The organism is Methylobacterium sp. Leaf112 (assembly GCF_001423295.1).
Lineage (GTDB): Bacteria > Pseudomonadota > Alphaproteobacteria > Rhizobiales > Beijerinckiaceae > Methylobacterium.
Genome location: NZ_LMNG01000033.1, coordinates 183563 through 206162, shown reverse-complemented (window position 1 = coordinate 206162; position 22600 = coordinate 183563). Strand labels below are relative to the sequence as shown.

The window sequence follows — 22600 nt, the reverse complement described above, 5'->3', positions numbered from 1 at the left end:
CCGGTCCCGTTACTTCAGGCTCTCGAAACCTTGGCCGAACCCCTTCATGGAGAGGGGAATGCCGACGCCCTCCTCCGGGGTCTGGAACACGATGAATGTCGCCTGGGCACCGGCGTTGAACTGCTTGATCAGGCCTTCGTCCATCACGACCTCGGCGACGCAGCCCGTGGTGAGGCAGCGCACGAACCCGGCGCGGCCGACATCGGTCTTGTCGATCTTGAGCCCGAGGCCGGACGGCAGGAGCACGCCGAGCGGCGCCACCACCCGGAGCAGGTAGCCACGATTGTCGGCCGTCTTCAGAACGATCACCACGAGGGTCAGATTGGGGCGGTCCTCGGCGGCGAGATACTGCACCATGGCGCATTGCTCGGCTTTCGCGCCAGCCGGCGTCTCGCAGCGCAACTGCCAGTCCCCGAAGGTGTTGCGGACCATGCCCTGAGCGGCGGCGGGAAAGGCGGGCACAGCGCCCAGGAAACCCGCCGCTAGGGCGAAGCCGAACCAGCGGGCGACGGCACCTTCGCGTCGCAGCATTGCTCGAAACTCCACGCGCCAAACCCTTTCGTGCCGCGTCGGGCGCGGCGAAATCCGGGGCGTTGGGACCATGCGGACGCCGCATCTGTCAAGCGATGACCGTGCCGCGAGGCTCTCCAAACGCGAACAGGCGGCGCCATCGCGCCGCCTGTTCGATCATTCCGGACCTGACCGAGATCGGTCGGCCGATGAACGTTACTTCTTGCCGAACGACAGCGCGCCGAAACGCGAGTTGAAGCGCGAGACACGACCACCACGATCGAGCATCTTCTGCTCGCCACCGGTCCAGGCCGGGTGCGTGTTCGGATCGATGTCGAGGTTGAGGGTGTCCCCCTCCTTGCCGTAGGTCGACCGGGTCATGTAGTCGGACCCGTCGGTCATCACGACCTTGATGAAATGATAGTCGGGATGCTCGGTACCCTTGGCCTTGTCGGCCGCACTCTTTGCCATGACGAATCCTTGAGGTGCCACGCCGACCGGCTCGTCTGGCGGCCCGCGGCCATAGATCACGCGCAATCGGATGAAGGCGCGCCTATACCCCAGGCGTCGCCGCTGGACAAGCGCGCCGTCCCGGGCAATCGCGGGTCCGTCGAATTCCAAGTCCAGAGCAGCGACGTCCAGACAACCGGCGTCCCCAACACCGACGAGGCATGATGGCACGCGGTTCGAAGAAGAAGGCATCCGCCGAGGGACGGCCCAGGGCGCCCCTCGGCTCCCTGCGTCCGCTGGTCCCGTTCGCGGCCGTCTATCGCGGGCGCATCCTCGCCGCGTTCCTGTCCCTGCTGATGGCCTCGCTGGCGACCCTGGTGGTTCCCCTGGCGCTGCGCGGGGTCATCGATCACGGGTTCTCGCCGGAAGGTCAGAGCGTCATCAACGCTTATTTCGGCGGGCTCATCGGCGTCGTCGCCGTTTTGGCGATGTCGAGCGCCGCCCGGTACTACACCGTGGTCACGCTGGGCGAGCGTGTCGTCGCAGATCTGCGAAGCGCCGTGTTCCGCCGCCTCACCGAACTCGATCCGGCCTTCTTCGACCGGTCTCTCTCGGGTGAGATCATCTCACGGCTCACCGCCGATGCCACGCAGGTGAAGGCGGTGTTCGGCGTCAGCATCTCCATCCTGCTGCGCAACGCGTTCCTGTTCACCGGCGCCATCGCCATGATGGTGATCACAAGCCCGAAGCTCTCGATCCTCGTTCTCGTGGCGATCCCCCTCATCGTGTTCCCGCTGATCCTGTCGGGACGCGGCGTGCGTCGTCGCTCGCGCGCTGCGCAGGACCGGCTCGCCGATGCCTCGGCCTACGCCTCCGAGGCGGTGAGCGCGATCCGGACCATGCAGGCCTTCGGCATGGGTCGCTCCGCAGCCGCACGCTTCGCCGAAGCTTCGGAGAACGCATACGGCGCGGCCCGCAGTTCGATTCAGGCCCGCGCGCTTCTCACGGGGGTCGCCATCTTCCTCATCTCGGCGAGCGTCGTCGGGGTGATGTGGTACGGCGCGCAAGGCGTCCTCGCGGGCACCATGACGGCGGGCCAACTCTCGCAGTTCGTGCTCTACGCGGTGTTCGGCGCGAGCGCTTTGGGCCAACTGTCGGAAGTCTACGGTGAACTCGCCCAGGCGGCCGGTGCTGCGGAGCGCCTCGGCGAAATCCTGGCGGCCAAGCCGGCCATCGAAGCGCCGGCGGACCCCGTCGCCCTTCCGACCCCGCCGCGCGGCGAGGTCGCCTTCGAGGCCGTCCGCTTCCTCTACCCGACCCGACCCGAGCATCCGTCGCTCGACGGAATCAGCTTTACCATCGCCCCCGGCGAACGCGTCGCCCTCGTGGGGCCCTCGGGGGCCGGCAAGACCACGGTGCTGCAACTGCTCCTGCGGTTCTACGACCCCCAGAGCGGCACGATCCGCGTCGACGGCATTGACATCACCCGCACCGACCCGGATGCCCTACGCGAACGCCTGTCCCTTGTCCCCCAGGACCCGACCGTGTTCTCAGGCTCGGTCCTGGAGAACATTCGCTACGGCCGTCCGGACGCGACGGAAGCGCAAGTCCAGCGCGCCGCCGAACTCGCCCATGCCGACGGGTTCATCCGCGCCCTGCCCCAGGGCTACGCCACCACGGTCGGCGAGCGCGGCGTCACCCTCTCGGGCGGCCAGCGCCAGCGCGTCGCCATTGCCCGGGCCATTCTCAAGGATGCTCCGATCCTGCTCTTGGACGAGGCGACTTCGGCATTGGACGCCGAGAGCGAGCGGGCCGTGCAGACCGCACTGGACACCCTGATGCGCGGGCGTACCACCCTCGTCATCGCGCACCGCCTCGCCACCATCCGGGCAGCGGACCGCATCCTCGTCCTCGACGGCGGAAGAATCGTCGAGTCGGGCACCCACGAGACCCTGCTCGCGCGCGGTGCGCTCTACGCCCAACTCGCCGCCCTCCAGTTCACCGACGCCTTCGAGGATACCGCCCGCAGCCGCGAGCCGCGCCGCGAAGCGCTGCCAGCCGAGTAGGACTCGCCATGGACCTGTCGCGGTTCCCCCGTCTGCCGCTCCTCGACCTGCCGAGCCCCATCGAGCCACTGGACGGGCTCGCCCGCCATCTCGGCGATGGTCTCGCCGGGGTGCGCCTTTGGGTGAAGCGCGACGACCTCGCGCGGTTCGGGCTCGGCGGCAACAAGCTGCGCAAGCTGGAATACCTTCTCGGCGCGGCCCGGGCCGAGGGCGCCGACACGGTGATCACCGTCGGGGCGATTCAGTCGAACCACGCCCGCCTCACGGCAGCCGCGGCGGCCCGGGCGGGTTTCGCCTGCGACCTGTTCCTGACCCGGAGCGTACCGCGCACGAACGACGCCTATGCGCACAATGGTAACCGCCTCCTCGACGACTTGTTCGGCGCGACGGTGCACGAGCTCGCCGCCGGAGGCGATGCCCTGGAGTTGGCGGAACGGCGCGCCGATGAGCTCCGTGCAGCGGGGCGCCGCGTCTATGTCTTCCCCTCGGGCGGCTCCAGTCCCGTCGGCTGCCTGGGTTACGCGGCCTGTGCCGGTGAAATTTTCGCCCAGGCGGACGCAATGGGCCTGTCACTGAACCAGATCATCGTTCCCAACGGCAGCTGCGGCACCCACGCAGGCCTCGCCGCCGGCCTACGGGCGGACGGGCACGACCCGCGTCTCGCCAAGTCCTACGCGGTGCTGGAAACGGGTGAGCGAGCCGGGGCGATCACCCTCGACAAGGCCAACGCGACTTTGGCAATTCTGGCGCCCGGCCTGACGTTGACATCCGACGACATCGTCATCGACGGCGCGCATCGCGGGCCGGGCTACGGTATCCCCACGGCCGGCATGCTGGAAGCGGTCCGGCTCCTGGCCCGCACGGAAGGCCTGCTCCTCGACCCCGTCTACAGCGGCAAGGCGTTCGCCGGTCTCCTCCACGACGTTCGCGGAGGCCTTTACCCATCGGGAGCGAACGTGCTGTTCGTGATGACGGGCGGCGTACCGGGCCTGTTTGCCTACCCGGACGTGCTCACCGGACAGGTTGAGCAAACTACCGCTCCGTGAGTTTCATCTCGATTCGGCGGTTGCGCCCGTAGGCCTCCTCGGTCGTTCCCGAATCGAGGGGCTGGAACTCGCCGAAGGCACCGGCGAGGAGGTGCTGGGGCGGGACGCCCTTGGCCGCCATGGCCTGCACCACCGCGATGGCGCGGGCCGCCGAGAGGGACCAGTTCGACGGGAACTGGGCGCTGGCGATGGGCCGGGCGTCCGTGTGTCCGTCGACCCGCAGCACCCACGGGATATCGGCGGGGATCTGCCGGGAAAGTTCCAGAATCGCGCCGGCGATGCGGTCGAGTTCCGGTCCCGCCTCGGGCTTCAGTGTGGCGGATCCGGCCGGGAACAGAACCTCGGATTGCAGAACGAAGCGGTCGCCGACGACGCGGATATCCGTGCGTGTGCCGAGGATCTGGCGCAGACGGCCAAAGAAATCCGATCGGTAGCGAGCGAGTTCCTGCACTTTCTGAGCGAGGGCCACGTTGAGGCGACTGCCGAGATCGGCGATGCGGGCTTGGCTCTCCTTATCGCGATTCTCGGAGGCCGCGAGGGCATCCTCCAAGGCGGCGAGCTGCCGGCGCATCGCCGCGATCTGTTCGTTCAGCAGATCGATCTGGGTGGCAGCGCGGGCCGAGCCCGCCCGCTCGGCAGCGAGTTGCCGGTCGACGTCGCCCTGCCTGGCGCCGGCGCCCTGGCCCGATTCGGCCTGGAGCCGGAAGCGATCCCGCTCGGCCTCGGCGCCGAGCAACGTATTGCGCAGCGAAGAGGCGGTGGCCTCCTGCGCCTTGCGGGTCGAGCGTTCCAGGGCGAGGAGATCCGTGAGGTCGGCGATCTGGCGGTTGAGGCGGGTCAGCACCGAATCGCGGCCGGTGATCTCCTGCGACAGGAAGAATTGGCCGACGACGAAGATGGTCAGCAGGAAGACGACGGCGAGCAGCAGGGTCGCGAGGGCATCGACGTAGCCCGGCCAGACGTTGAGGGACCGGTCGCGCCGTGTGCGGAGCGAGGCCATCTCAGCTGCGCTCGCGGCCGAGGCGGTCGAGAACCTGCTTCAGTTCGCGCTCGCGGGTGGCCTGCGCCTCGACCCAGTCGCGGATCATCTGCTGCTCGGCCCGCATGTGCTGAACGAGGCCCTGGATGCCTTCGGCGAGGTTGGTCATCGCCTGTGTCGCCACCCGGCCGTTGGCGCCCTCGGCGATGACAGCCGTGAGGCGGTCTACCGCTTCCTGCAGTTCACGGGCGGAGGCCGGCTCCTGGGCTTTCGTCGGCGCGACCGCCACGGTCTCGCCGGAAACGAGCCAATCCTCCAGTTCGTTGTGGAAACGGGCATGCGCCTGTCCCGCCTGAAGATCCAGGAACCCGGTGACGAGGGAGCTCGCGAGGCCGAACAGGGAGGCGGAGAAGGCGAGGCCGATGCCCGACAGCGGCACGGCGAGCCCATTCTTGAGCTCGTCGAACATCGCCGCCGCCTCGCCGCCGCCGCGCATGGTCTTGATGACAGAGCCCACGGCGCTGAGCGTGTCGATGAGGCCCCAGAATGTTCCAAGCAGGCCCAGCAGGATGAGGAGCCCGGCGACGTAGCGCAGGATCTCGCGGCCCTCGTCGAGGCGCGCCGCCACGGTATCGAGGAAGGCGCGGGTGCCGGGCAGCGTGATCCCGTCCCGTCGGGCGGCCAGCGCGGACGCAAGCGGCGCCAGCAAAGACGGCGCCTTCGTGGGCGTTTCGCCGGCCGCCACGACGTTGACGTAGGCGACCTCGCGATAGAGCCGGATCACCTGCCCGAAGGCGAGCAGGACGGCGATGAACAGAACGCCGAGGATCAGGCCGTTCAGGCCCGGATTGGCGAGGAAGGCCGGGGTGATCTGCCGGAACAGAACGAAAGCGAGAAAGCCCACGAGGGCGAGGAACACCAACATCCGCACGAGGTAGATGCCGGGCTTGGCGAGCGTCGCGGTCGCGGGAGGGGTCGCCATCGGCTCGGACACTCTTCACGCAAAGACTTAAGTGCCTGCTCGACCGAGCGGACACTGGGCCAATCCCGGCCGCACATTGGCTGTAGGTCGAGCGTCGATCAACCCGCCTGCGGTGAACATCCCCCGTTGGCGAGCTAATCCCAGCCGCGCGGCCAGGTTTCCTCGAGGTGCGGCCCGAGGCGCACGGGCCAGACGCCCGTGGCGAGGCCGGTGCGGTCGTCCGTCTCCACCGCGATGCCGCACAGGGTCCCCTCCCCGTGCGCAGCCTCCAAGCGCGCGCCCGGCGTCTTTTGGAGGAAGCGGCGCAGAGGTTCGTCCTTCTGCATGCCGAGGATCGAATCGTAGTCGCCGCACATGCCCGCGTCCGAGAGGTAGGCGGTGCCACCGGGCAGGATGCGGTGGTCGGACGTCGGGGTATGGGTGTGAGTGCCGACCACCAGGCTGGCACGGCCGTCGAGGAAATACCCGAAGGCCTGCTTCTCGCTCGTCGCCTCGGCGTGGACATCGACGATGACCGCATCGGCGACCTCACCAAGCGGACAAGCGGTAAGTTCGCGCTCGGCCGCCGCGAACGGATCGTCGAGGGCGTCCATATAGATGCGGCCCATGACGTTGAGGACGAGGACCCGGGCGCCCTTGGCCGTCTCGACCACGGTGGCACCGCGCCCCGGCGTGCCGGGCGGGTAGTTCGCCGGGCGCACGAGGCGCGACTGCCGGGCGATGAAGACGAGGGCCTCGCGCTGATCGAACGAATGATTGCCGAGGGTCACGGCATCGGCACCGGCCTGGAGCAACTCGTCGCAGATGGCCTCGGTGAGGCCGAAGCCCCCTGCGGCGTTCTCGCCGTTGATCACGACGCAATCGAGACGCCAGCGTTCCCGGAGTTTCGGCAGGCGGTCGGTGATCACGTGGCGGCCGGGCCGGCCGACCACGTCGCCGAGGAAGAGAAGACGCATCGCTTGTTCGTCAGGCTCGTTTCAGCGGGACCGGGCCCGCTTCGGTGATGAGATGATCGAGGGGCTGATCGTGCGATTCGGCAGGGACCTCGTCCACCGCCTGCACGGAAAACGCGATCCCGATGGTCAGCACCGGTCCGTTTCGCCCGAGGCGCGCGATGGCCTGATCGTAATAGCCGCGCCCGTAGCCGATTCGGTGCCCGCGCGTGTCATAGGCGGCAAGCGGCACGATGAGCACGGTGGGATCGAGGGGCGGCAGGCTGTCGTCCGGTTCGCTCAGGCCGAAGCCGCCACGCACCAGGGCGTCACCGGCGCGCCATTCACGGAAGACGAGGCCGTCGGGTGTCACTTTCGGCAGAGCGACCCGCTGGCCGCGCGCGAACAGGCGCTCCATGAGCGGTCGGGGATCGACCTCGCTGCGGATCGGCCAAAAACCTCCGACGATGGGGGCTTCGGCAAGGCCATCGATGCGCATCACGGCATCGGCAATCGCCCGGGCACCGGCACGCCGCACCTCAGGATCGAGGGCATCGCGCCGCCCGAGGGCCGCTTGGCGAAGGGACGCTTTCAAGGAAGCGTGCGAGTGAGAGTGCGGAGCCACATGAGCCGTTGGAGTGTCGATCCCGGGAAACCTACAGTGTAGGTGGGCGCCGTGTTGGCCGAGTCCAGGGACAGGGCCAGGGACAGCTCCCTGGGGAGTCGATAAGGCCCCGGGGAAAGTTCTCCTGACGAACGCGGCAGCCCCGCAGAACCTATGTAGCGTCGGCCAATGGCTGGCGCCAGGGGCATGGTGGCGTCAACCAGCCGAAAGCGTCTTTGCCAAATGCTCGATCCGCTCGGCGCAACGGCCGAGGCCGGCGGCGATGCGGGTCTCCTCCGCGGCACGGGTCGCATCGGCGGTCTCTACCTGGGCGCGCAGGCCGGTGGTCTCGGCCTCCAAGGCGGCGAGCCGACGCCGCGTCTCGTCGAGCTCATCGGCTTGCAATAGCGCCGCCATGACGTGCAGGCGCATGTCGCCGATCTCGCCGAACGACGCCCGCAAACCGGTGATGCGCCCGTCGAGCTCCGTCGCGAGGGCGGTGAGATGCGGCTCCTCGCCCTCGGCGCAGGCCATACGGTAATTCTTGCCATCGATGGTGACGTTGATCTGGGGCATCGAATCCAGGCTAGCGCGCGGGGGAGGATGGGACCAGTACGCCCTCGACGGCGGCGATGGCCCGGCCGAGGCGATGCCCGACGTCGTCGGAGGCGGCCTCCACCGCGGCGAGACGGGCGCTGGCGGCATCGAGCTCCGCGCCCAGGCGAGCGCGGTCTTCTCCCATGATGGCGAGTTCGGTTTCGAGGTCGCTGGGATCGCGCTCGGCCTCGAACCGCTGCCCCACGGCCGCCTCCAGGCGGGTCAGGGCAACTTCGAGCCGCGACAGGGCGTCGTCGATGGCCTCACTCACGAAACGCGTCTCCCAAAGCTCCGCACCGGTCTGCATCCACATGCGACACGCCCCGATACCATGACGTGCGCCGCGCGGCACAGCTAGCATCCGGCGCGGGAATGGAGTCGAATGACAAACAGGCTCCCATGCCTGTGCGCGCAATGCCCGCAAGGCCCGACCGACCTTTGCCGGGCAGATCGAGCATGGTAGAGACCGGCCGCCCGCCAAACCGGATACAGCATTCCGTGACAAGTTCAGGCCCCTCGCGCGCATCGTCCGGTTCCCGGATGATCCCGAATGGCCGGATGGCGGTCGCAATTCATCGTGCGTTCAAACTAGATTCGCACAGAGCGAGCGATAAATCGGGGCTTGTCCTTCGGGCCGGCCGCTTCGATCTCCATGCTGGAGGGCGCCGCAGGGTCGGTGTCCGTTTAACGGAAGGGTTCACGCCGTGTCGGTGAAGGTAGCCATCAACGGGTTCGGACGTATCGGTCGCAACGTTCTACGCGCCATCCACGAGGCCGGTCGCAAGGACATCGAGGTGGTGGCCATCAACGATCTCGGCCCCGTCGAGACCAACGCCCACCTCCTGCGCTTCGATTCGATCCATGGCCGCTTCAACGCCAAGGTCGAGGTGGATGGCGAGTTCATCGTCGTCGACGGCAACCGCATCCGGGTCACCGCCGTGCGGAATCCTGCTGAGCTGCCGCACCGCGAACTCGGCGTGGACATCGCCCTCGAATGCACGGGCATCTTCACTTCGAAGGACAAGGCGAAGGCTCACCTCGATGCGGGCGCCAAGCGCGTCATCGTCTCGGCTCCCGCAGATGGCGCCGACCTCACGGTCGTCTACGGCATCAACCACCAGGCGCTCACCGCCGATCACCTCGTGATCTCCAACGCTTCGTGCACCACCAACTGTCTCGTGCCGGTGGCCAAAGTGCTGAACGATCTCATCGGGATCGAGCGCGGCTTCATGACCACGATCCATTCCTACACCAACGATCAGCCGTCCCTCGATCAGATGCACAAGGACCTCTACCGGGCCCGTGCCGCCGCCCTGTCGATGATCCCGACCTCCACGGGCGCGGCCAAGGCCGTCGGCCTCGTGCTGCCGGAGCTGAAGGGCAAGCTCGACGGAACTTCGATCCGCGTGCCGACCCCGAACGTTTCGGCCGTGGACCTCGTGTTCACCGCCAAGCGCGCCACCACCGTGGACGAGATCAACGGCGCCATCCGGGCCGCGGCGGACGGCCCGCTCAAGGGCGTGCTCGCCTACACGGACCAGCCCAACGTCTCCATCGACTTCAACCACGATCCCCACTCGTCGACCTTCCACCTCGACCAGACGAAGGTGATGGACGGCACCTTCGTACGGATTCTCGCTTGGTACGACAACGAGTGGGGCTTCTCGAATCGCATGGCCGACACGGCCGTGGCCATGGGCAAGCTGCTCTGATCCGTGCGGACTGACGGATCGTCCGCTCCTTGAAGAAACACGATGGTGTGCCCGAGATGACAGAGACCTCCCCCACCGGACGCGACTTCATCCCAGGCACACCTCCGGCCGGGCCGTCGGTAGCCCCGCCCCAGCCCCAGGCGTCCACGCCGGTCGTCGTGGGCAAGGCCGAGACGCTGTCTCCAACCGCGGCTCCGGGTGGCGATCAGCTTGCCCGTATCGAGGACAAGTGCGCCCGTATCGAGGACAAGTATGCTCGCTCGGAGGCGCTGCTGTCGCGTGTCGAGGAAAAGATCGAAGGCGCTGCCGCGCGCATGAACGAGGCCGCCCGACAGACCGATCTCGCCGCCCTGCGCAGCGAAGTCCGCGCCATCGGCGACCGAACCCGGGGTCTGCCGGGTTCCGGCGCCCTGGTGTTGACGGCGATCATCACGGCGGTGCTGACCGTAGCGCTCACCATCGCCGCCCAGCGCTTCCACCTCGACGCACTCATTCCGCCGCGCTGACCCTCGAATCGCCGCCCAATTCCTGCCCGCGAGACCAAGACCTACTCGCGGGACGCCGGTACTTTCCGAGACCAAGGCCCCGATGACCGCTTTCCGTACCCTCGACGATGCCGGCGCCCTGAACGGCAAGCGCGTTCTCCTTCGCGTGGACGTCAATGTGCCTATGGATAACGGTCGCGTCACCGATGCGACCCGGATCGAGCGCATCGTCCCGACGATCCGGGAGATCGTCGACAAGGGCGGGCGCGTGGTGCTGCTGGCGCATTTCGGCCGTCCCAAGGGCAAGCCGGTTGCGAGCGAATCCCTGAAGCCCGTGGTCGCGACCATCGCCGCGCACCTCGGCCGGCCGGTGGCTTTCGCCGAAGATTGCGTCGGCCCCGCCGCCGCCGAGGCCGTCGGTGCCCTGAAGGACGGCCAGGTGCTTCTCCTCGAGAACACCCGCTTCCATGCCGGCGAAGAGCAGAACGATCCGGCCTTCGTTGCCGAACTCGCGGCCAACGGCGACCTCTACGTCAACGAGGCGTTCTCGGCGGCGCACCGCGCCCACGCCTCGACGGAGGGGCTCGCCCACGTTCTGCCGGCTTATGCCGGGCGCCTGATGCAGGCGGAACTCGATGCCCTGACCAAGGGTCTCGAAGCGCCGACCCGGCCGGTCATCGCCCTCGTGGGCGGTGCCAAGGTGTCGTCGAAGATCGACCTGCTTCAGAATCTCGTCGCCAAGGTCGACATGCTGGTCATCGGCGGCGGCATGGCCAACACCTTCCTGCACGCGCAAGGCCTCGGGGTCGGCAAGTCCCTCTGCGAAAAGGATCTCGCCGAGACCGCCCTTCGCATCGTCGAGGCCGCCAAGGCTGCGAACTGCCGCATCGTCCTGCCGGTGGATGCCGTCGTGGCCAGCGAGTTCAGGGCCAACGCGGCGCACGAGACCGTCGCCGTCGATTCGGTGCCCGAGGCGGGCATGATCCTCGACGCCGGCCCCAGAACGGTCGCCGAGATCAACGCGGCCATCGACACCGCCGCGACCCTGGTTTGGAACGGCCCGCTCGGCGCTTTCGAGTTGTCCCCCTTCGACGCCGCCACCGTGGCGGCGGCCCGTCACGCGGCGGAGCGGACCACGGCCGGCAAGCTGGTCTCCGTGGCGGGCGGCGGCGACACCGTGGCGGCCCTGAACCACGCGGGCGTGGGCGAGACCTTCTCGTACGTCTCGACGGCTGGTGGCGCCTTTCTCGAATGGCTGGAAGGCAAGGAATTGCCCGGCGTCGAGGCCCTGCGCATCAGAGCTTGAGCGTCCGCCCACGTGGTCGTGACGGTTCCGACCGGCTTTATCCCGGCGAAACGATCGACAAGGCCGATTACGGTTGCAGTCGCGCCGTTCTGGCTTGAGAAGACGACGAATTCTGAAGGAAGGCGCTATCCGGCGCGTCTGAGCGAACTGCCCCGACGGCGGTCGAAATCGAGGAGAAACCCATGGCCCGCATCACCCTGAGGCAGCTCCTCGACCATGCCGCCGAGTACGAGTACGGCGTGCCGGCGTTCAACCTGAACAACATGGAGCAGGGTCTCGCCATCATGGCGGCGGCGGACGCCACCGATTCGCCGGTCATCCTCCAGGCAAGCAAGGGGGCGCGCGCCTACGCCAACGACATCGTGCTCGCCAAGCTCATCGACGGTCTAGTCGAGGTCTATCCGCACATCCCCGTCTGCATGCACCTCGACCACGGCAGCGACGAGGCCACCTGCGCCACGGCGATCCAGTACGGCTTCACCTCGGTGATGATGGATGGGTCCCTCAAGGCCGACGGAAAGACTCCGGCCGACTATGCCTACAATGTCGAGATCACCCGCAACGTCACCAGGATGGCCCATTGGGCCGGCGTCTCGGTCGAGGGCGAACTCGGCGTGCTCGGCTCCCTGGAGAGCGGCGAGGGCGAGGCCGAGGACGGACACGGCGCCGAAGGCGTGCTGAGCCACGACCAGCTTCTCACCGACCCGGACGAGGCCGTTAAGTTCGTCGAGGCCACCAAGGTCGACGCCCTCGCCGTCGCCATGGGCACCTCGCACGGCGCCTACAAGTTCACGAGGCAGCCCGACGGCGACGTGCTCGCCATGAACGTGATCGAGGAGATCCATCGGCGCCTGCCCACCACACACTTGGTGATGCACGGCTCCTCCTCGGTGCCGCAGGACCTGCAGGACATCATCAACCAGTACGGCGGCCAGATGAAGCCGACCTGGGGCGTGCCCGTCGAGGAGATCCAGCGCGGCATCAAGCACGGCGTGCGCAAGATCAACATCGACACCGACAACCGCATGGCGATGACCGGTCAGATCCGGAAAATCCTGGCCGAGAACAAGGCCGAGTTCGACCCGCGCAAGTACCTCAAGCCGGCCATGGAGGCGATGACGAAGCTCTGCCGCCAGCGCTTCGAAGAGTTCGGCACCGCCGGTCAGGGCTCGAAGATTCGCCCGATCTCCGTCGCCAACATGGCCAAGCGCTACGCGGACGGCTCCCTCGATCCGAAGATCGGCGCGGCACGCTGAGCGCCCGACGCTTCCTGAAGGACCCCTATGGCCGAGCCCCGTACCCGCCTCGCCCTCCTCACCCCGCACCGTATCGAGGCGGGTGACGCCGACGTCCTCGCGGCAGCCCTGACAGCCGCGTGCGCCGCCAGCGACGTCGCGGCCGTGATCCTGCGCCTCGCTCCCGCCGATGAGCGTAGCCTCGTCAACCTCGTCAAGCGTCTCGCCCCCGCGGCGCAGGGCACGGGTGCGGCCTTGGTCTTGGCCTGCACCGGTTTCCCGGGCGATCTGGTGAGCGTCTCGGCGCGTGGCGGCGCCGATGGAGTCCATCTCGACAAGCCGAAGGATGGGATCCTGGCGGACCTGCGCGGACGCCTCGACGACGGGCGCATCCTCGGGGCTGGTGGCCACGAGCAGAAACACGCGGCCATGGAGGCCGGAGAGGCCGGCGTCGACTACGTGATGTTCGGCGGCCTGTACGCCGACGGGATCGCGCCAGAAGCGGCCACGATCCTCGACCGGACGACGTGGTGGACGGAGATCTTCGAAACGCCCTGCATCGCCGTCGCCCACGAAGTCGAGGAGGTGGCGGCCCTCGCCGCGACGGGCGCGGAATTCCTCGGACTCGAAAGCGCCCTGTGGATGGGCAACGACGCGGACGTGGCCGCGATCCAGGCGATGGTGAACGCCGCGGGGTCGGCTCCATGAGTAGTGCCGCCCGTTTGCTTGCGTCGGTCCTGGCGTTGGCCGGCCCCGGAAGCGCGCTGGCACAGTCGCCCCAGCCGGTGATGCCCATCGTCCCGGGGGCGAACGCGCAGGCACCGGTCCCGAAGCCGGCGTCAAAGGAAGTCTTCACAGCGCCGCTGAAGGAATTGCCGACGCCCTACACGCCCGGCGTGATGGGTGCGAACCCGCCGACGTCGAACAAGGAAACCGATGTCGCGTTCGGTGCCTATCAGCGCGGCCAGTACACCACCGCCCTCCGCGAGGCGACGAAGCGGCTCTCGGCTAATTCCAGGGACGCGGCGGCGATGACGCTGCTCGGCGAACTCAACAACCAGGGCCTGGGCATCAAGCAGGACCCGGTGAAGGCCGCCGAGTGGTACCGTCTGGCCGCGGCCCAGGGCGATGTCCACGCCATGGCGTCGCTCGGTCTCATGTCCATCGATGGACGCGGCGGCCCCAAGGACCTGAAGGCCGGTCGGCGCTGGCTCGAACAGGCTTCGGACAAGGGTGACGCCACCGCCTCTTACAATCTGGCGCTGATCCTGCTCGGCTCGGGCACGGAGGCCGATCAAGCCAAGGCCGCGACCCTGTTCCGCAAGGCGGCCAACGGCGAGATCAGCGCCGCCCAGCACGGCCTCGGCGTCCTTTATCTTCAGGGCCGCGGGGTCGCGAAAGACCCGGCGCAGGCAGCCGAACTGTTCCGCCGGGCGGCCGACAACGGCGATCTCGCCGGCGAGGTCGAGTTCGCCATCCTGCTGTTTAACGGAACCGGCATCGCCAAGGACGAGGGCCGCGCCGCCCGCTACTTCCTCCATGCCGCCTCGCGCGGCAACGCCATCGCGCAGAACCGGATCGCACGCCTCTACGCCAACGGTCGCGGCGTACCGAAGAACCTCGTGGAGGCAGCGGCCTGGAACCTGGCCGCCGCGGCGCAGGGGCTCTCCGACGCATGGCTCGACCAGACCCTGACGGGACTCAGCCCCGAGGAGCGTACCCGGGCCGAGCAGATGGCGTCCGAACGCGCCAACGTGAAATAGGCGCATCCCGCCCGTGCTCCGACGGGGATGAGGCCGGCGCCAAACGTGCTATGGCCCCCCTCAGACCTCTCGCGTCTCCGACGCTCTTTGAATCGACCCGGACCCTTCAAGCGATGATCAGCTCACCCCTCATGACCGTCATGGTCGATGCCGTCCGCAAGGCCGCCCGCGGCCTCAAGCGCGACTACGGCGAGATCGAGAACCTTCAAGTCTCGCGCAAGGGACCGGGCAATTTCGTCTCGGCGGCCGATCGCAAGGCTGAGGAAGTCCTGCGCGACGCTCTGATGAAGGCCCGGCCCGGCTACGGCCTCGTGCTCGAGGAATCCGGCATCGTCGAGGGCGCCGACAAGAGCCACACCTGGCACGTCGACCCCCTCGACGGCACCACCAACTTCCTGCACGGCATCCCGCATTTCGCGATTTCCGTGGGCTTGGAGCGCGAGGGCCAGATCGTCGCCGGCGTGATCTACGATCCAGCCAAGGACGAGTTGTTCGTGGCCGAACGCGGCAAGGGCGCCTACCTCAACAACCGCCGGCTGCGCGTCTCAGGCCGTGTCGACATGGCCGACGCCCTCGTGGCCTACGGCTCACCCTACCTTGGGCGCGGCGATCATCCGAAGCTCCTGCGCGAGGTGGCGGCCGTGATGGCCGTGAGCGGGGGCATCCGCCGGTTCGGCTCGGCGGCTCTCGATCTCGCCTACGTCGCCTGCGGCCGCTCGGACCTGTACTGGGAGCGCGACCTGCAGACCTGGGACATCGCGGCCGGCATCATCCTGGTGCGCGAGGCCGGCGGCTTCGTCTCCAGCGCCGATGGCGGCGCCGAGCCCCTCGCCGCGCGTTCGGTGGCCGCCGGCAACGAGAACCTGCATGGGGATCTCGTGAAGCTCCTGCGCCGCGCCAACGCCTGAAACCCACGCCCACTCATCATCGAACTCGACGAAGGCCGCCGCCATGGATTCCCGCCGCCATATCGCGCTGAAAGAGTCGATCCGCTCGATTCCGGACTACCCGAAGCCCGGTATCGTGTTTCGCGACATCACCACGCTATTGAGCGATCCGCGTGCCTTCCGTCGGGCGGTCGATGCCCTCGTGCATCCGTTCGCGGGCGGCCGGATCGATCAGGTCGCCGGCATCGAGGCGCGCGGGTTCATCCTTGGTGGCGCAGTGGCGCACCAGCTTTCGTCGGGCTTCGTACCGATCCGCAAGAAAGGCAAGCTGCCCCACAAGACCGTGTCGATCGCCTATGCCCTCGAATACGGCACCGACGAAATGGAAATCCACGTCGATGCGATCAAGCCGGGCGACCGGGTGCTTCTGGTGGACGATCTCATCGCCACCGGCGGGACGGCCTGCGCGGCGGTGAACCTGCTTCGTCAGATCGGTGCCGAGGTCGTGGCCGCCTGCTTCGTCATCGATCTACCCGAGATTGGTGGCGCGCAGAAACTGCGGGATCTCGACGTCCCAGTGCGGACGCTGATGGAGTTCGACGGGCACTAGGTCCGTAAGACGCGCGGTCCTGCAAGAGGAAATGCATTAGCTGCGCGGAGGTCGTCTCCCTCGACCTCCCGCTCCGCGACCGCCCTCCCCGACACAGAGGGAGGGTCGAAGGCCCTATGCAGCCAAGCTCGCGAACAGGCCGCGCCCGTCCGTGCCACCGACGAGATCTTCGACGAAGTTCTCCGGGTGCGGCATCAGCCCGAGTACGTTGAGCTTCTCGGAATAAATGCCCGCGATGGAATTAAGCGAGCCGTTGCGATTGGCATCCACCGTCAGCGCGCCCGACGCGTCGCAGTAGCGGAACGCCACGCGGCCATCGCCTTCGAGGCGCACGATGGTGTCGGGATCGGCGAAGTAGTTGCCCTCGCCGTGCGCCACACACACGTCGATGACCTGATCCTTGGTGTAGGCCGTGGTGAAGCGGGTATCGGCGCGCTCGACGCGCAGGAGCTGCCGGTGGCAGATGAAGCGCCGGTCGACGTTGCGCATGAGGACGCCGGGCAGCAGACCCGACTCGCACAGAATCTGGAAGCCGTTGCAGATGCCCAGCACCAAGCCGCCGCGCGCCGCGTGCGCGCGCACGGCATCCATGGCCGCCGCGCGGCCCGCGATGGCGCCGCAGCGCAGGTAGTCGCCGTAGGAAAAGCCGCCCGGCAGGACGGCGAGGTCGGTGCCCGCCGGCAGTTCGGTGTCGGCATGCCAGACCTTGACCACTTCGGCCCCGGCCTGAGTCAGGGCACGGGCGACATCCGCGTCACGGTTGGAGCCCGGAAAGACGATGACGGCGGCGCGCATCAGGCGATCTCGATCGCGTAGTTCTCGACCACGGTATTGGCCAGGAGCTTCTCGCAGGCGGCCTTGAGGGTGGCCTCGGCTGCGGCGCGGTCGTCGCCCACGAGTTCGACGTCGAAGACCTTGCCCTGGCGCACACCGTCGACGCCGGACAGGCCGAACGACGTCAGCGCCGCCTCGATCGCCTTGCCCTGCGGATCGAGCACGCCGGTCTTCAGGGTGACGATGATGCGTGCTTTCATGGGGTCGAACTCGGCTGCGCGTGGCGGGGCGCCCCCGCGATAATCGGGAAACGCCGCCCTGGCAACGCGGAGGGACCCTGCTCGTCTAGCGGCGCTGTACGGCGGGGGCGGCGCGCAGGGGTTCGATGCTGATGGCCCGACGCCAGAGCTGCAACATCACCCAAGCGGCGAAGAGGCTGAAGACGGCCATCAGCACGTGGCCGACGGTGTCGCCGAGTTCGAAGATGCCGGCCAGCGCCCATCCGGCCGCAATGGCGACGGCGAAGACTTCCGTGCCCACTAGCACCATCATGCTGACGATCGTGATGAGGTTGCGCGTGTTCACTGGCGTGGCATCCCGATTGTCGTTCCGTCACCGCGCGATCCCGTTGCGCGGGCGGTCGAGGGAAGTAGCGCGATCTGGTCGGACCACGCAACTTCGCCCCTTCCCGTCGTCAGCGCGGCGCGCGTTTGGCCAGGATGCGCTGCAGGGTGCGGCGATGCATGTTGAGGCGACGCGCCGTTTCCGAGACGTTGCGGCTGCACAGCTCGTAGACCCGCTGGATGTGCTCCCAGCGCACCCGGTCGGCCGACATCGGGTTCTCCGGCGGATCGGCCCGCTCGCCCGGCTGGGCCATGAGGGTGCCGTGGATCTCGTCGGCATCCGCGGGCTTGGCGAGATAGTCGAACGCGCCGAGCTTCACCGCCGTGACCGCCGTGGCGATGTTGCCGTAGCCCGTAAGAATCACGCCGCGGGCCTCCGGGCGACGCTCCTTGAGACGGGCGATGACGTCGAGGCCGTTCCCATCTCCGAGACGCATGTCGATGACCGCGAAGGCCGGCGCCCGCGCATCCACCATCGAGACCCCCTCGGCCACGCTCTCGGCGACGTGGACCTCGTAGCCGCGCATCTCCATGGCGCGGGCGAGGCGGGTCGAGAACGGTTTGTCGTCATCGACGATGAGCAGGCTACGATCGGTGAAAGCGGCCAGCGGATCGTTATCGCCAAGTTGCATGATATCGGCGCCAGGCGCCGTTGTACCGGTCTGCGTCTGCATTCGACGCGTCTCCTGCGTTCCTGTAAGTCTTCAGGAACTTATATAGGCGCCGGAACGGTCCTGATCAGGGGTTGCCAGCTCTCCATTCTGTGCATGACGCGCAACCGCGATGCCGCGCTCGAACACGTGCCGCGCCCAGGACACGCGCACGACGGCGCCCGTCGCAGTGGGATCGGGCGCGTTCGACAAGGTGAGTTGCGCACCTGAGCGCTCGATGAGGGTTTTGGCGATGAACAAACCCAGTCCCAGGCCTGCACCCGTGGTCGCGCCGGATTTCGCCCGGTCGTTGCTCCGAGTGGTCACGTAGGGCTCGCCGGCGCGAAGCAGCACCTCGCCGGAGAAGCCGGGACCGTCGTCGCGCATCTCGAGCCAGACCTGCTCATAAGTCCAGCGCGCCTCGATGATGACGCGGGTCTTGGCGAAATCCACGGCATTGTCGACGATGTTCGCGAGCCCAAACAGGACGCCGGGGTTGCGCCGGGTCGAGGGCTCCTGCCCCTCCCCCCTGCTGGTGACGTCGAGGATGATGCCCATGGCGCGCTGGGGCGCCACCAATTCCTCGACGAGGTGGCTCAGGCTCACGGTCTGGAGGAAGCCCCCCCCATCCCCATCGAGCGATGTGAGCTTCGACAGAATGCTGCGGCAGCGATCGACCTGATCGCGAAGGAGCGCGAGATCCTCACGTACGCCCGGCGACGCCGTCGGAGCGAGCTGACGGCTCAGCTCCTTCGTCACCACCATGATGGTGCCGAGCGGTGTGCCGAGCTCGTGCGCCGCCGCCGCCGCCAGACCATCGAGCTGCGAAAGGTGCTGCTCGCGGGCGAGCACGAGCTCGGTGGCGGCAAGCGCCTGGGCGAGGAGCCGGGTCTCCTCGGAGACCTTCCAGGCGTAGACACCGGTGAAGGCCGTACCGAGGAGAATCGCGGTCCATACCCCGGAAATGTAGAGGAACGGCAGTTCGAGGCGGCCATCGGCGAACCACGGCAGCGGCCGGTGGATGAGGGCCAGCAGGGTCGCGAGGCCGATGGCGAGGAGCCCAAGGGCCAGGGTCCGCTCGGGCGGCAGGGCTGTGGCCGAGATCAGCACAGGGGCGAGGAACAGGAGCGAAAACGGGTTCTGCAGGCCACCCGTGAGGAACAGCAGGGCCGCGAGCTGAATGATGTCGAACGCCAGCAACAGTGCAGCCGAATCGTCGCTAAGGCGGTAACTCGCGGGAAACCGGATACGCAGGGCGAGATTCAGCCACGACGAGGCCGCGATGACGAGGAAGCACCAGCCGAACGGCAGTGGCAGCCCAAGGCCGAACTGGGCGCCGACCACGGCCGCGCTCTGGCCGGTGATCGCGAGCCAGCGCAGGCGGACGAAGGTATCGAGCCGGAGGTGCCGGGCGTCGCGCACGAAGCCGGTGGTGCTCATGTCCATCATGTCCATCAGAACGATAGGGCCGCGTGATCCAACGTCCATCCCATCGTGGGCAATCAAGTCTTCCGCACCTGGTTCGAAGCGGACGCTTTCGTTCGCATCGCCACGCCGATCCGTGACAGGACTTCGCTCTCCCGCGTCGGAGGTGGCAAAGCGGCCGGAACGTCACGCACGGGACTTGTCGCCGCAGGTTGCGCCCTAAGTCGGAGACAAGCCCGGGCTGAATGGCGCGGCACGAACCATGCGCCAACCTTCATGCATCAGGCAGGCGCTGCGTTCCGGAACAGGGGGAGGCCATCGTGAACCTGTCCTACTACTGGTATGAGACCGCCCGGATCATGACCACGCCGGCGCGGGTTGCCGCCGACATGGTCAAGCACAGCCTTCAGAACCCAGCCAATCCGTTGTCGTACGGCCCCTATGCCCGCAGCGTCGCGGCGGCCTGCGAGATGTTCGAGCGGATGACGCGTCGCTACGCCAAACCGGGCTTCGGATTCACCGGCACCTGGATCGAGGGCCACAGCGTGCCGGTGAGCGAACGCGTGGTGTGGGAGCGGCCGTTCTGCCGGGCCATCACCTTCGACCGTGGTTTTGTTCGCGGTCCGAGCCAGCCACAGCCGAAGCTCCTCATCGTGGCGCCGATGTCCGGGCATTACGCCACTCTCCTGCGCGGCACCGTGGAGGCGATGCTGCCGGACCATCAGGTCTTCATCACCGATTGGGCCGATGCTCGCATGGTGCCGCTGAGCGCCGGGCGCTTCGACCTCGACACCTACATCGACTACCTCATCGCCCTGTTCACCATGCTCGGGCCCGACCTCCACGTCATGGCCGTGTGCCAGCCGGCGGTGCCGGTGCTGGCCGCCATCGCGGTGATGGAGGCGCGCGGGCACGCCACCGTGCCGACTTCCATGACCCTCATGGGCGGCCCCATCGACACGCGGCGTTCGCCCACCGCCGTGAACTGCCTCGCCCAGGAGCGCGGCACGAAGTGGTTCGAGCGCAACTGCATCACGACCGTGCCGGCTGGGTATCCGGGGGCGTGGCGCAGCGTCTATCCGGGCTTCTTCCAGCTGTCCGGTTTCATGTCGATGAACCTCGATCGTCACGTCGACGCCCACGCGGAGATGTTCGACCACCTCGTCACCGGCGACGGCGATTCGGCCGAGAAGCACCGCGACTTCTACGACGAGTACCTCGCGGTGATGGACCTGACGGCGGACTTCTACCTGCAGACGATCAAGACCGTTTTCGTCGATCACGCCCTGCCGAAGGGCACGATGATGCACGCGGGCACGCGCGTCGACCTCGGGGCGATCCGCACCTGCGCGATCCTCGCCATCGAGGGCGAGAACGACGACATCTCGGGGGTCGGGCAGACGCAGGCGGCCCTCGATCTCACGCCGAACCTGCCGCCCGAACGAAAAGCCTATCACCTGCAGAAGGGCGTCGGGCATTATGGGGTGTTCAACGGCTCCCGTTATCGCACCGTGATCGCGCCGCGCATCGCCGAATTCATCCGCGCGATGCAGGCCCGCCCCGCCATCGCCCAGGAACCGGCGGACTGAGGCGACCTGCCCCCAGCAATTCGCCTTCCCGACGATGGCGGCGCGGCGGCGGCACCGCTAAGCTGCCCGCATGCGATTGGCGCTGCTGCGCGGGCCGGACCCGGACCATCTCGATATCGCCCACGAGGGTGAGACCTTCCGCATCGCCCTGCGGCGTCGACCGACGGCGCGTCGCTTGACGCTGCGCGTGTCGAGCGCCACCGGTGAGGTGGTGATGACCCTACCGGCGCGGACCTCGCTGGCGGTGGCGCAGAAATTCGCGATCAGCCATAGCGGCTGGATCGCCCTGCGGCTGGCCAAGCTGCCGGAGCGAATCGCCTTCGTGGATGGCGCGGTGCTTCCCCTGCGCGGCATCCCCCATCGCATCGTTCACCGGTCGTCGACGGGCGGCCTGACGCGGGTCGAGGCGACGGCGGACGATCCCGTGATCTCCGTTGCCTGCGAGGCACCGCACATCGCCCGGCGCATCGGCGATTTCCTCGAACGGGAAGCGCGCCGGGATCTGACCGCGGCCGTGAAGAGCTATGGGGGAGCCATCGGACAAGCGCCGACGCGCATCACCGTACGCGACACCCGCAGCCGCTGGGGTTCATGCACGGCCCAGGGTGCCCTTAATTTTTCGTGGCGGCTGATCCTGGCCCCGCCGCTGGTGCTCGACTACCTCGTCGCCCACGAGATGGCGCACCTGAAGGAGATGAATCACTCGGCCCGGTTCTGGAGTCTCGTCGGCGCCATCTGCCCGCATGTCGAGGAGGCGGAACGCTGGCTCAAGCGCAATGGATCGAGCCTGCATCGTTACGGCTGAGGACGTACTTCCCGAACGCTCACCCAGCTTCGGCACGAGACGACGGAGAGGCAGGACCCTTTTCGTCAGCCCTTCACCCGCAGAACGCGGCGGCGCGAACCGGGCTCCTCGGGCCAAGTCGGACGGGCATCGACCTGACCCGGCGCAAGGGTGCGCGGCGCGACGCTGTCGCAGACTTCGCGCTGACGCAGAATCACGGGTTGGCCGAACTCGTCCCGGCGGCGGATGATGCCACCCTCGTGGCAGAAGCCGGCGAGTTCGGCGGACGAGCCGGACTGACGCCCACCCGGCGTCCGGGCGATGGGCCGATGCTCGACGACGAGACGGCCGTCGCGGTTCAGGGAGTTCTCGACATAGGTGGTCTCGTCGACCGGAAGCGACCCGGCCTCCACCTGCGCCATCCCGGCGAGGAGCATCAGTGCGGGAAGGGCGCAGAATCGCATGGCGTTCGTCCGTGTTGAAGCGTAGCCGTCAGGATTAAGGCCTGGCTGCCCCTAGCGATAGTCCACTGCGGGAACATCGATTCCGGGACAAGCCTTCGGCCAAACCCGTTAAGAATTCGCTAACCAT

26 protein-coding genes and 1 other RNA gene are annotated in these 22600 nt (G+C 67.8%); 12 read left to right on the top strand and 15 right to left on the bottom strand.

Annotated features, from left to right (window positions below; genetic code table 11):
- Positions 1-9: 9 nt before the first annotated feature.
- On the bottom strand, positions 10-531 hold the full coding sequence (locus ASF52_RS20385) for an invasion associated locus B family protein (protein WP_056176159.1): 522 nt from the start codon (positions 529-531) through the stop codon (positions 10-12).
- A 195-nt stretch (positions 532-726) separates the two neighbouring features.
- Positions 727-981, bottom strand: a complete 255-nt coding sequence (rpmE, locus tag ASF52_RS20380) for a 50S ribosomal protein L31 (RefSeq protein WP_018045309.1) — start codon at positions 979-981, stop codon at positions 727-729.
- A gap of 203 nt (positions 982-1184) precedes the next feature.
- On the opposite strand from rpmE, the gene ASF52_RS20375 reads away from it, so the two are divergent.
- A complete protein-coding gene (locus ASF52_RS20375; RefSeq protein WP_056176155.1) occupies positions 1185-3026 on the top strand; it encodes an ABC transporter transmembrane domain-containing protein in 1842 nt (613 codons plus the stop codon).
- A gap of 8 nt (positions 3027-3034) precedes the next feature.
- Positions 3035-4072 (top strand): D-cysteine desulfhydrase family protein, encoded by a 1038-nt coding sequence (locus ASF52_RS20370; protein WP_056176152.1) that lies wholly within the window; start codon positions 3035-3037, stop codon positions 4070-4072.
- On the opposite strand, the gene ASF52_RS20365 is transcribed toward ASF52_RS20370, so the two are convergent.
- From ASF52_RS20365 to ASF52_RS20340, 7 genes are all read right to left on the bottom strand, one after another.
- On the bottom strand, positions 4059-5072 hold the full coding sequence (locus ASF52_RS20365) for a peptidoglycan -binding protein (protein ID WP_056176148.1): 1014 nt from the start codon (positions 5070-5072) through the stop codon (positions 4059-4061). The genes ASF52_RS20370 and ASF52_RS20365 overlap by 14 nt on opposite strands.
- Position 5073: 1 nt before the next feature.
- Complete coding sequence (locus tag ASF52_RS20360; RefSeq protein ID WP_056176145.1) at positions 5074-6033, bottom strand: MotA/TolQ/ExbB proton channel family protein; 960 nt, start codon at positions 6031-6033, stop codon at positions 5074-5076.
- Between the two features lie 134 nt (positions 6034-6167).
- Entirely contained in the window at positions 6168-6989 is an 822-nt protein-coding gene (locus ASF52_RS20355; protein ID WP_056176143.1) for a TIGR00282 family metallophosphoesterase, read from the bottom strand.
- Between the two features lie 10 nt (positions 6990-6999).
- Positions 7000-7590, bottom strand: coding sequence for a 5-formyltetrahydrofolate cyclo-ligase (locus tag ASF52_RS20350; RefSeq protein ID WP_056176140.1), 591 nt, complete (start codon positions 7588-7590; stop codon positions 7000-7002).
- Positions 7580-7736, bottom strand: a non-coding RNA gene (ssrS, locus tag ASF52_RS22260) — 6S RNA. The genes ASF52_RS20350 and ssrS overlap by 11 nt, the downstream gene beginning before the upstream one ends.
- Before the next feature lie 49 nt (positions 7737-7785).
- A complete protein-coding gene (locus tag ASF52_RS20345) occupies positions 7786-8145 on the bottom strand; it encodes a cell division protein ZapA (RefSeq protein ID WP_056176137.1) in 360 nt (119 codons plus the stop codon).
- A 10-nt stretch (positions 8146-8155) separates the two neighbouring features.
- Positions 8156-8437, bottom strand: coding sequence for a DUF4164 domain-containing protein (locus tag ASF52_RS20340; protein WP_443136707.1), 282 nt, complete (start codon positions 8435-8437; stop codon positions 8156-8158).
- A gap of 433 nt (positions 8438-8870) precedes the next feature.
- Between ASF52_RS20340 and gap the strand changes: the two genes are divergently transcribed.
- The 8 genes from gap (at position 8871) to ASF52_RS20300 (ending at position 16164) form a co-directional block, all read left to right on the top strand.
- Positions 8871-9878, top strand: coding sequence for a type I glyceraldehyde-3-phosphate dehydrogenase (gap, locus tag ASF52_RS20335; protein WP_056176130.1), 1008 nt, complete (start codon positions 8871-8873; stop codon positions 9876-9878).
- A gap of 56 nt (positions 9879-9934) precedes the next feature.
- Positions 9935-10384 carry a hypothetical protein gene (locus ASF52_RS20330; protein WP_056176129.1) on the top strand — a complete coding sequence of 150 codons (450 nt, stop codon included), beginning with the start codon at positions 9935-9937 and terminating at the stop codon, positions 10382-10384.
- Positions 10385-10466: 82 nt separating this feature from the next.
- Complete coding sequence (locus ASF52_RS20325) at positions 10467-11669, top strand: phosphoglycerate kinase (protein ID WP_056176126.1); 1203 nt, start codon at positions 10467-10469, stop codon at positions 11667-11669.
- 182 nt (positions 11670-11851) lie between these two features.
- Positions 11852-12925 (top strand): class II fructose-bisphosphate aldolase, encoded by a 1074-nt coding sequence (gene fba, locus ASF52_RS20320; RefSeq protein ID WP_056176123.1) that lies wholly within the window; start codon positions 11852-11854, stop codon positions 12923-12925.
- 27 nt (positions 12926-12952) lie between these two features.
- A complete protein-coding gene (locus tag ASF52_RS20315; protein ID WP_056176120.1) occupies positions 12953-13612 on the top strand; it encodes a thiamine phosphate synthase in 660 nt (219 codons plus the stop codon).
- Entirely contained in the window at positions 13609-14667 is a 1059-nt protein-coding gene (locus ASF52_RS20310; RefSeq protein WP_056176117.1) for a tetratricopeptide repeat protein, read from the top strand. Before ASF52_RS20315 ends, ASF52_RS20310 begins: the two co-directional genes overlap by 4 nt.
- A 113-nt stretch (positions 14668-14780) precedes the next feature.
- A complete protein-coding gene (locus ASF52_RS20305; RefSeq protein WP_056176116.1) occupies positions 14781-15575 on the top strand; it encodes an inositol monophosphatase family protein in 795 nt (264 codons plus the stop codon).
- A gap of 43 nt (positions 15576-15618) precedes the next feature.
- The gene (locus ASF52_RS20300) at positions 15619-16164 is read left to right on the top strand and encodes an adenine phosphoribosyltransferase (protein WP_056176113.1); all 546 of its coding nucleotides are present in this window, start codon (positions 15619-15621) and stop codon (positions 16162-16164) included.
- A 114-nt stretch (positions 16165-16278) separates the two neighbouring features.
- On the opposite strand, the gene purQ is transcribed toward ASF52_RS20300, so the two are convergent.
- The 5 genes from purQ to ASF52_RS20275 all read right to left on the bottom strand — a co-directional run bounded on the left by purQ (position 16279) and on the right by ASF52_RS20275 (position 19660).
- A complete protein-coding gene (purQ, locus tag ASF52_RS20295; RefSeq protein WP_056176109.1) occupies positions 16279-16959 on the bottom strand; it encodes a phosphoribosylformylglycinamidine synthase subunit PurQ in 681 nt (226 codons plus the stop codon).
- A complete protein-coding gene (purS, locus tag ASF52_RS20290; protein ID WP_056176106.1) occupies positions 16959-17198 on the bottom strand; it encodes a phosphoribosylformylglycinamidine synthase subunit PurS in 240 nt (79 codons plus the stop codon). The genes purQ and purS overlap by 1 nt, the downstream gene beginning before the upstream one ends.
- A gap of 85 nt (positions 17199-17283) precedes the next feature.
- Positions 17284-17523 carry a hypothetical protein gene (locus ASF52_RS20285; protein WP_056176103.1) on the bottom strand — a complete coding sequence of 80 codons (240 nt, stop codon included), beginning with the start codon at positions 17521-17523 and terminating at the stop codon, positions 17284-17286.
- A gap of 109 nt (positions 17524-17632) precedes the next feature.
- Entirely contained in the window at positions 17633-18235 is a 603-nt protein-coding gene (locus ASF52_RS20280; protein WP_056176100.1) for an ActR/PrrA/RegA family redox response regulator transcription factor, read from the bottom strand.
- A gap of 30 nt (positions 18236-18265) precedes the next feature.
- Positions 18266-19660 carry an ActS/PrrB/RegB family redox-sensitive histidine kinase gene (locus ASF52_RS20275; protein WP_056176232.1) on the bottom strand — a complete coding sequence of 465 codons (1395 nt, stop codon included), beginning with the start codon at positions 19658-19660 and terminating at the stop codon, positions 18266-18268.
- 296 nt (positions 19661-19956) lie between these two features.
- Here ASF52_RS20275 and ASF52_RS20270 point away from each other — a divergent pair, with 296 nt between their 5' ends.
- Entirely contained in the window at positions 19957-21225 is a 1269-nt protein-coding gene (locus tag ASF52_RS20270) for a polyhydroxyalkanoate depolymerase (RefSeq protein WP_056176097.1), read from the top strand.
- Positions 21226-21295: 70 nt separating this feature from the next.
- On the top strand, positions 21296-22030 hold the full coding sequence (locus ASF52_RS20265; RefSeq protein ID WP_056176093.1) for a M48 family metallopeptidase: 735 nt from the start codon (positions 21296-21298) through the stop codon (positions 22028-22030).
- Between the two features lie 65 nt (positions 22031-22095).
- On the opposite strand, the gene ASF52_RS20260 is transcribed toward ASF52_RS20265, so the two are convergent.
- Positions 22096-22473: a hypothetical protein gene (locus ASF52_RS20260; RefSeq protein ID WP_056176091.1), complete on the bottom strand. Its 378-nt coding sequence runs from the start codon at positions 22471-22473 to the stop codon at positions 22096-22098.
- Between the last annotated feature and the right edge of the window lie 127 nt (positions 22474-22600).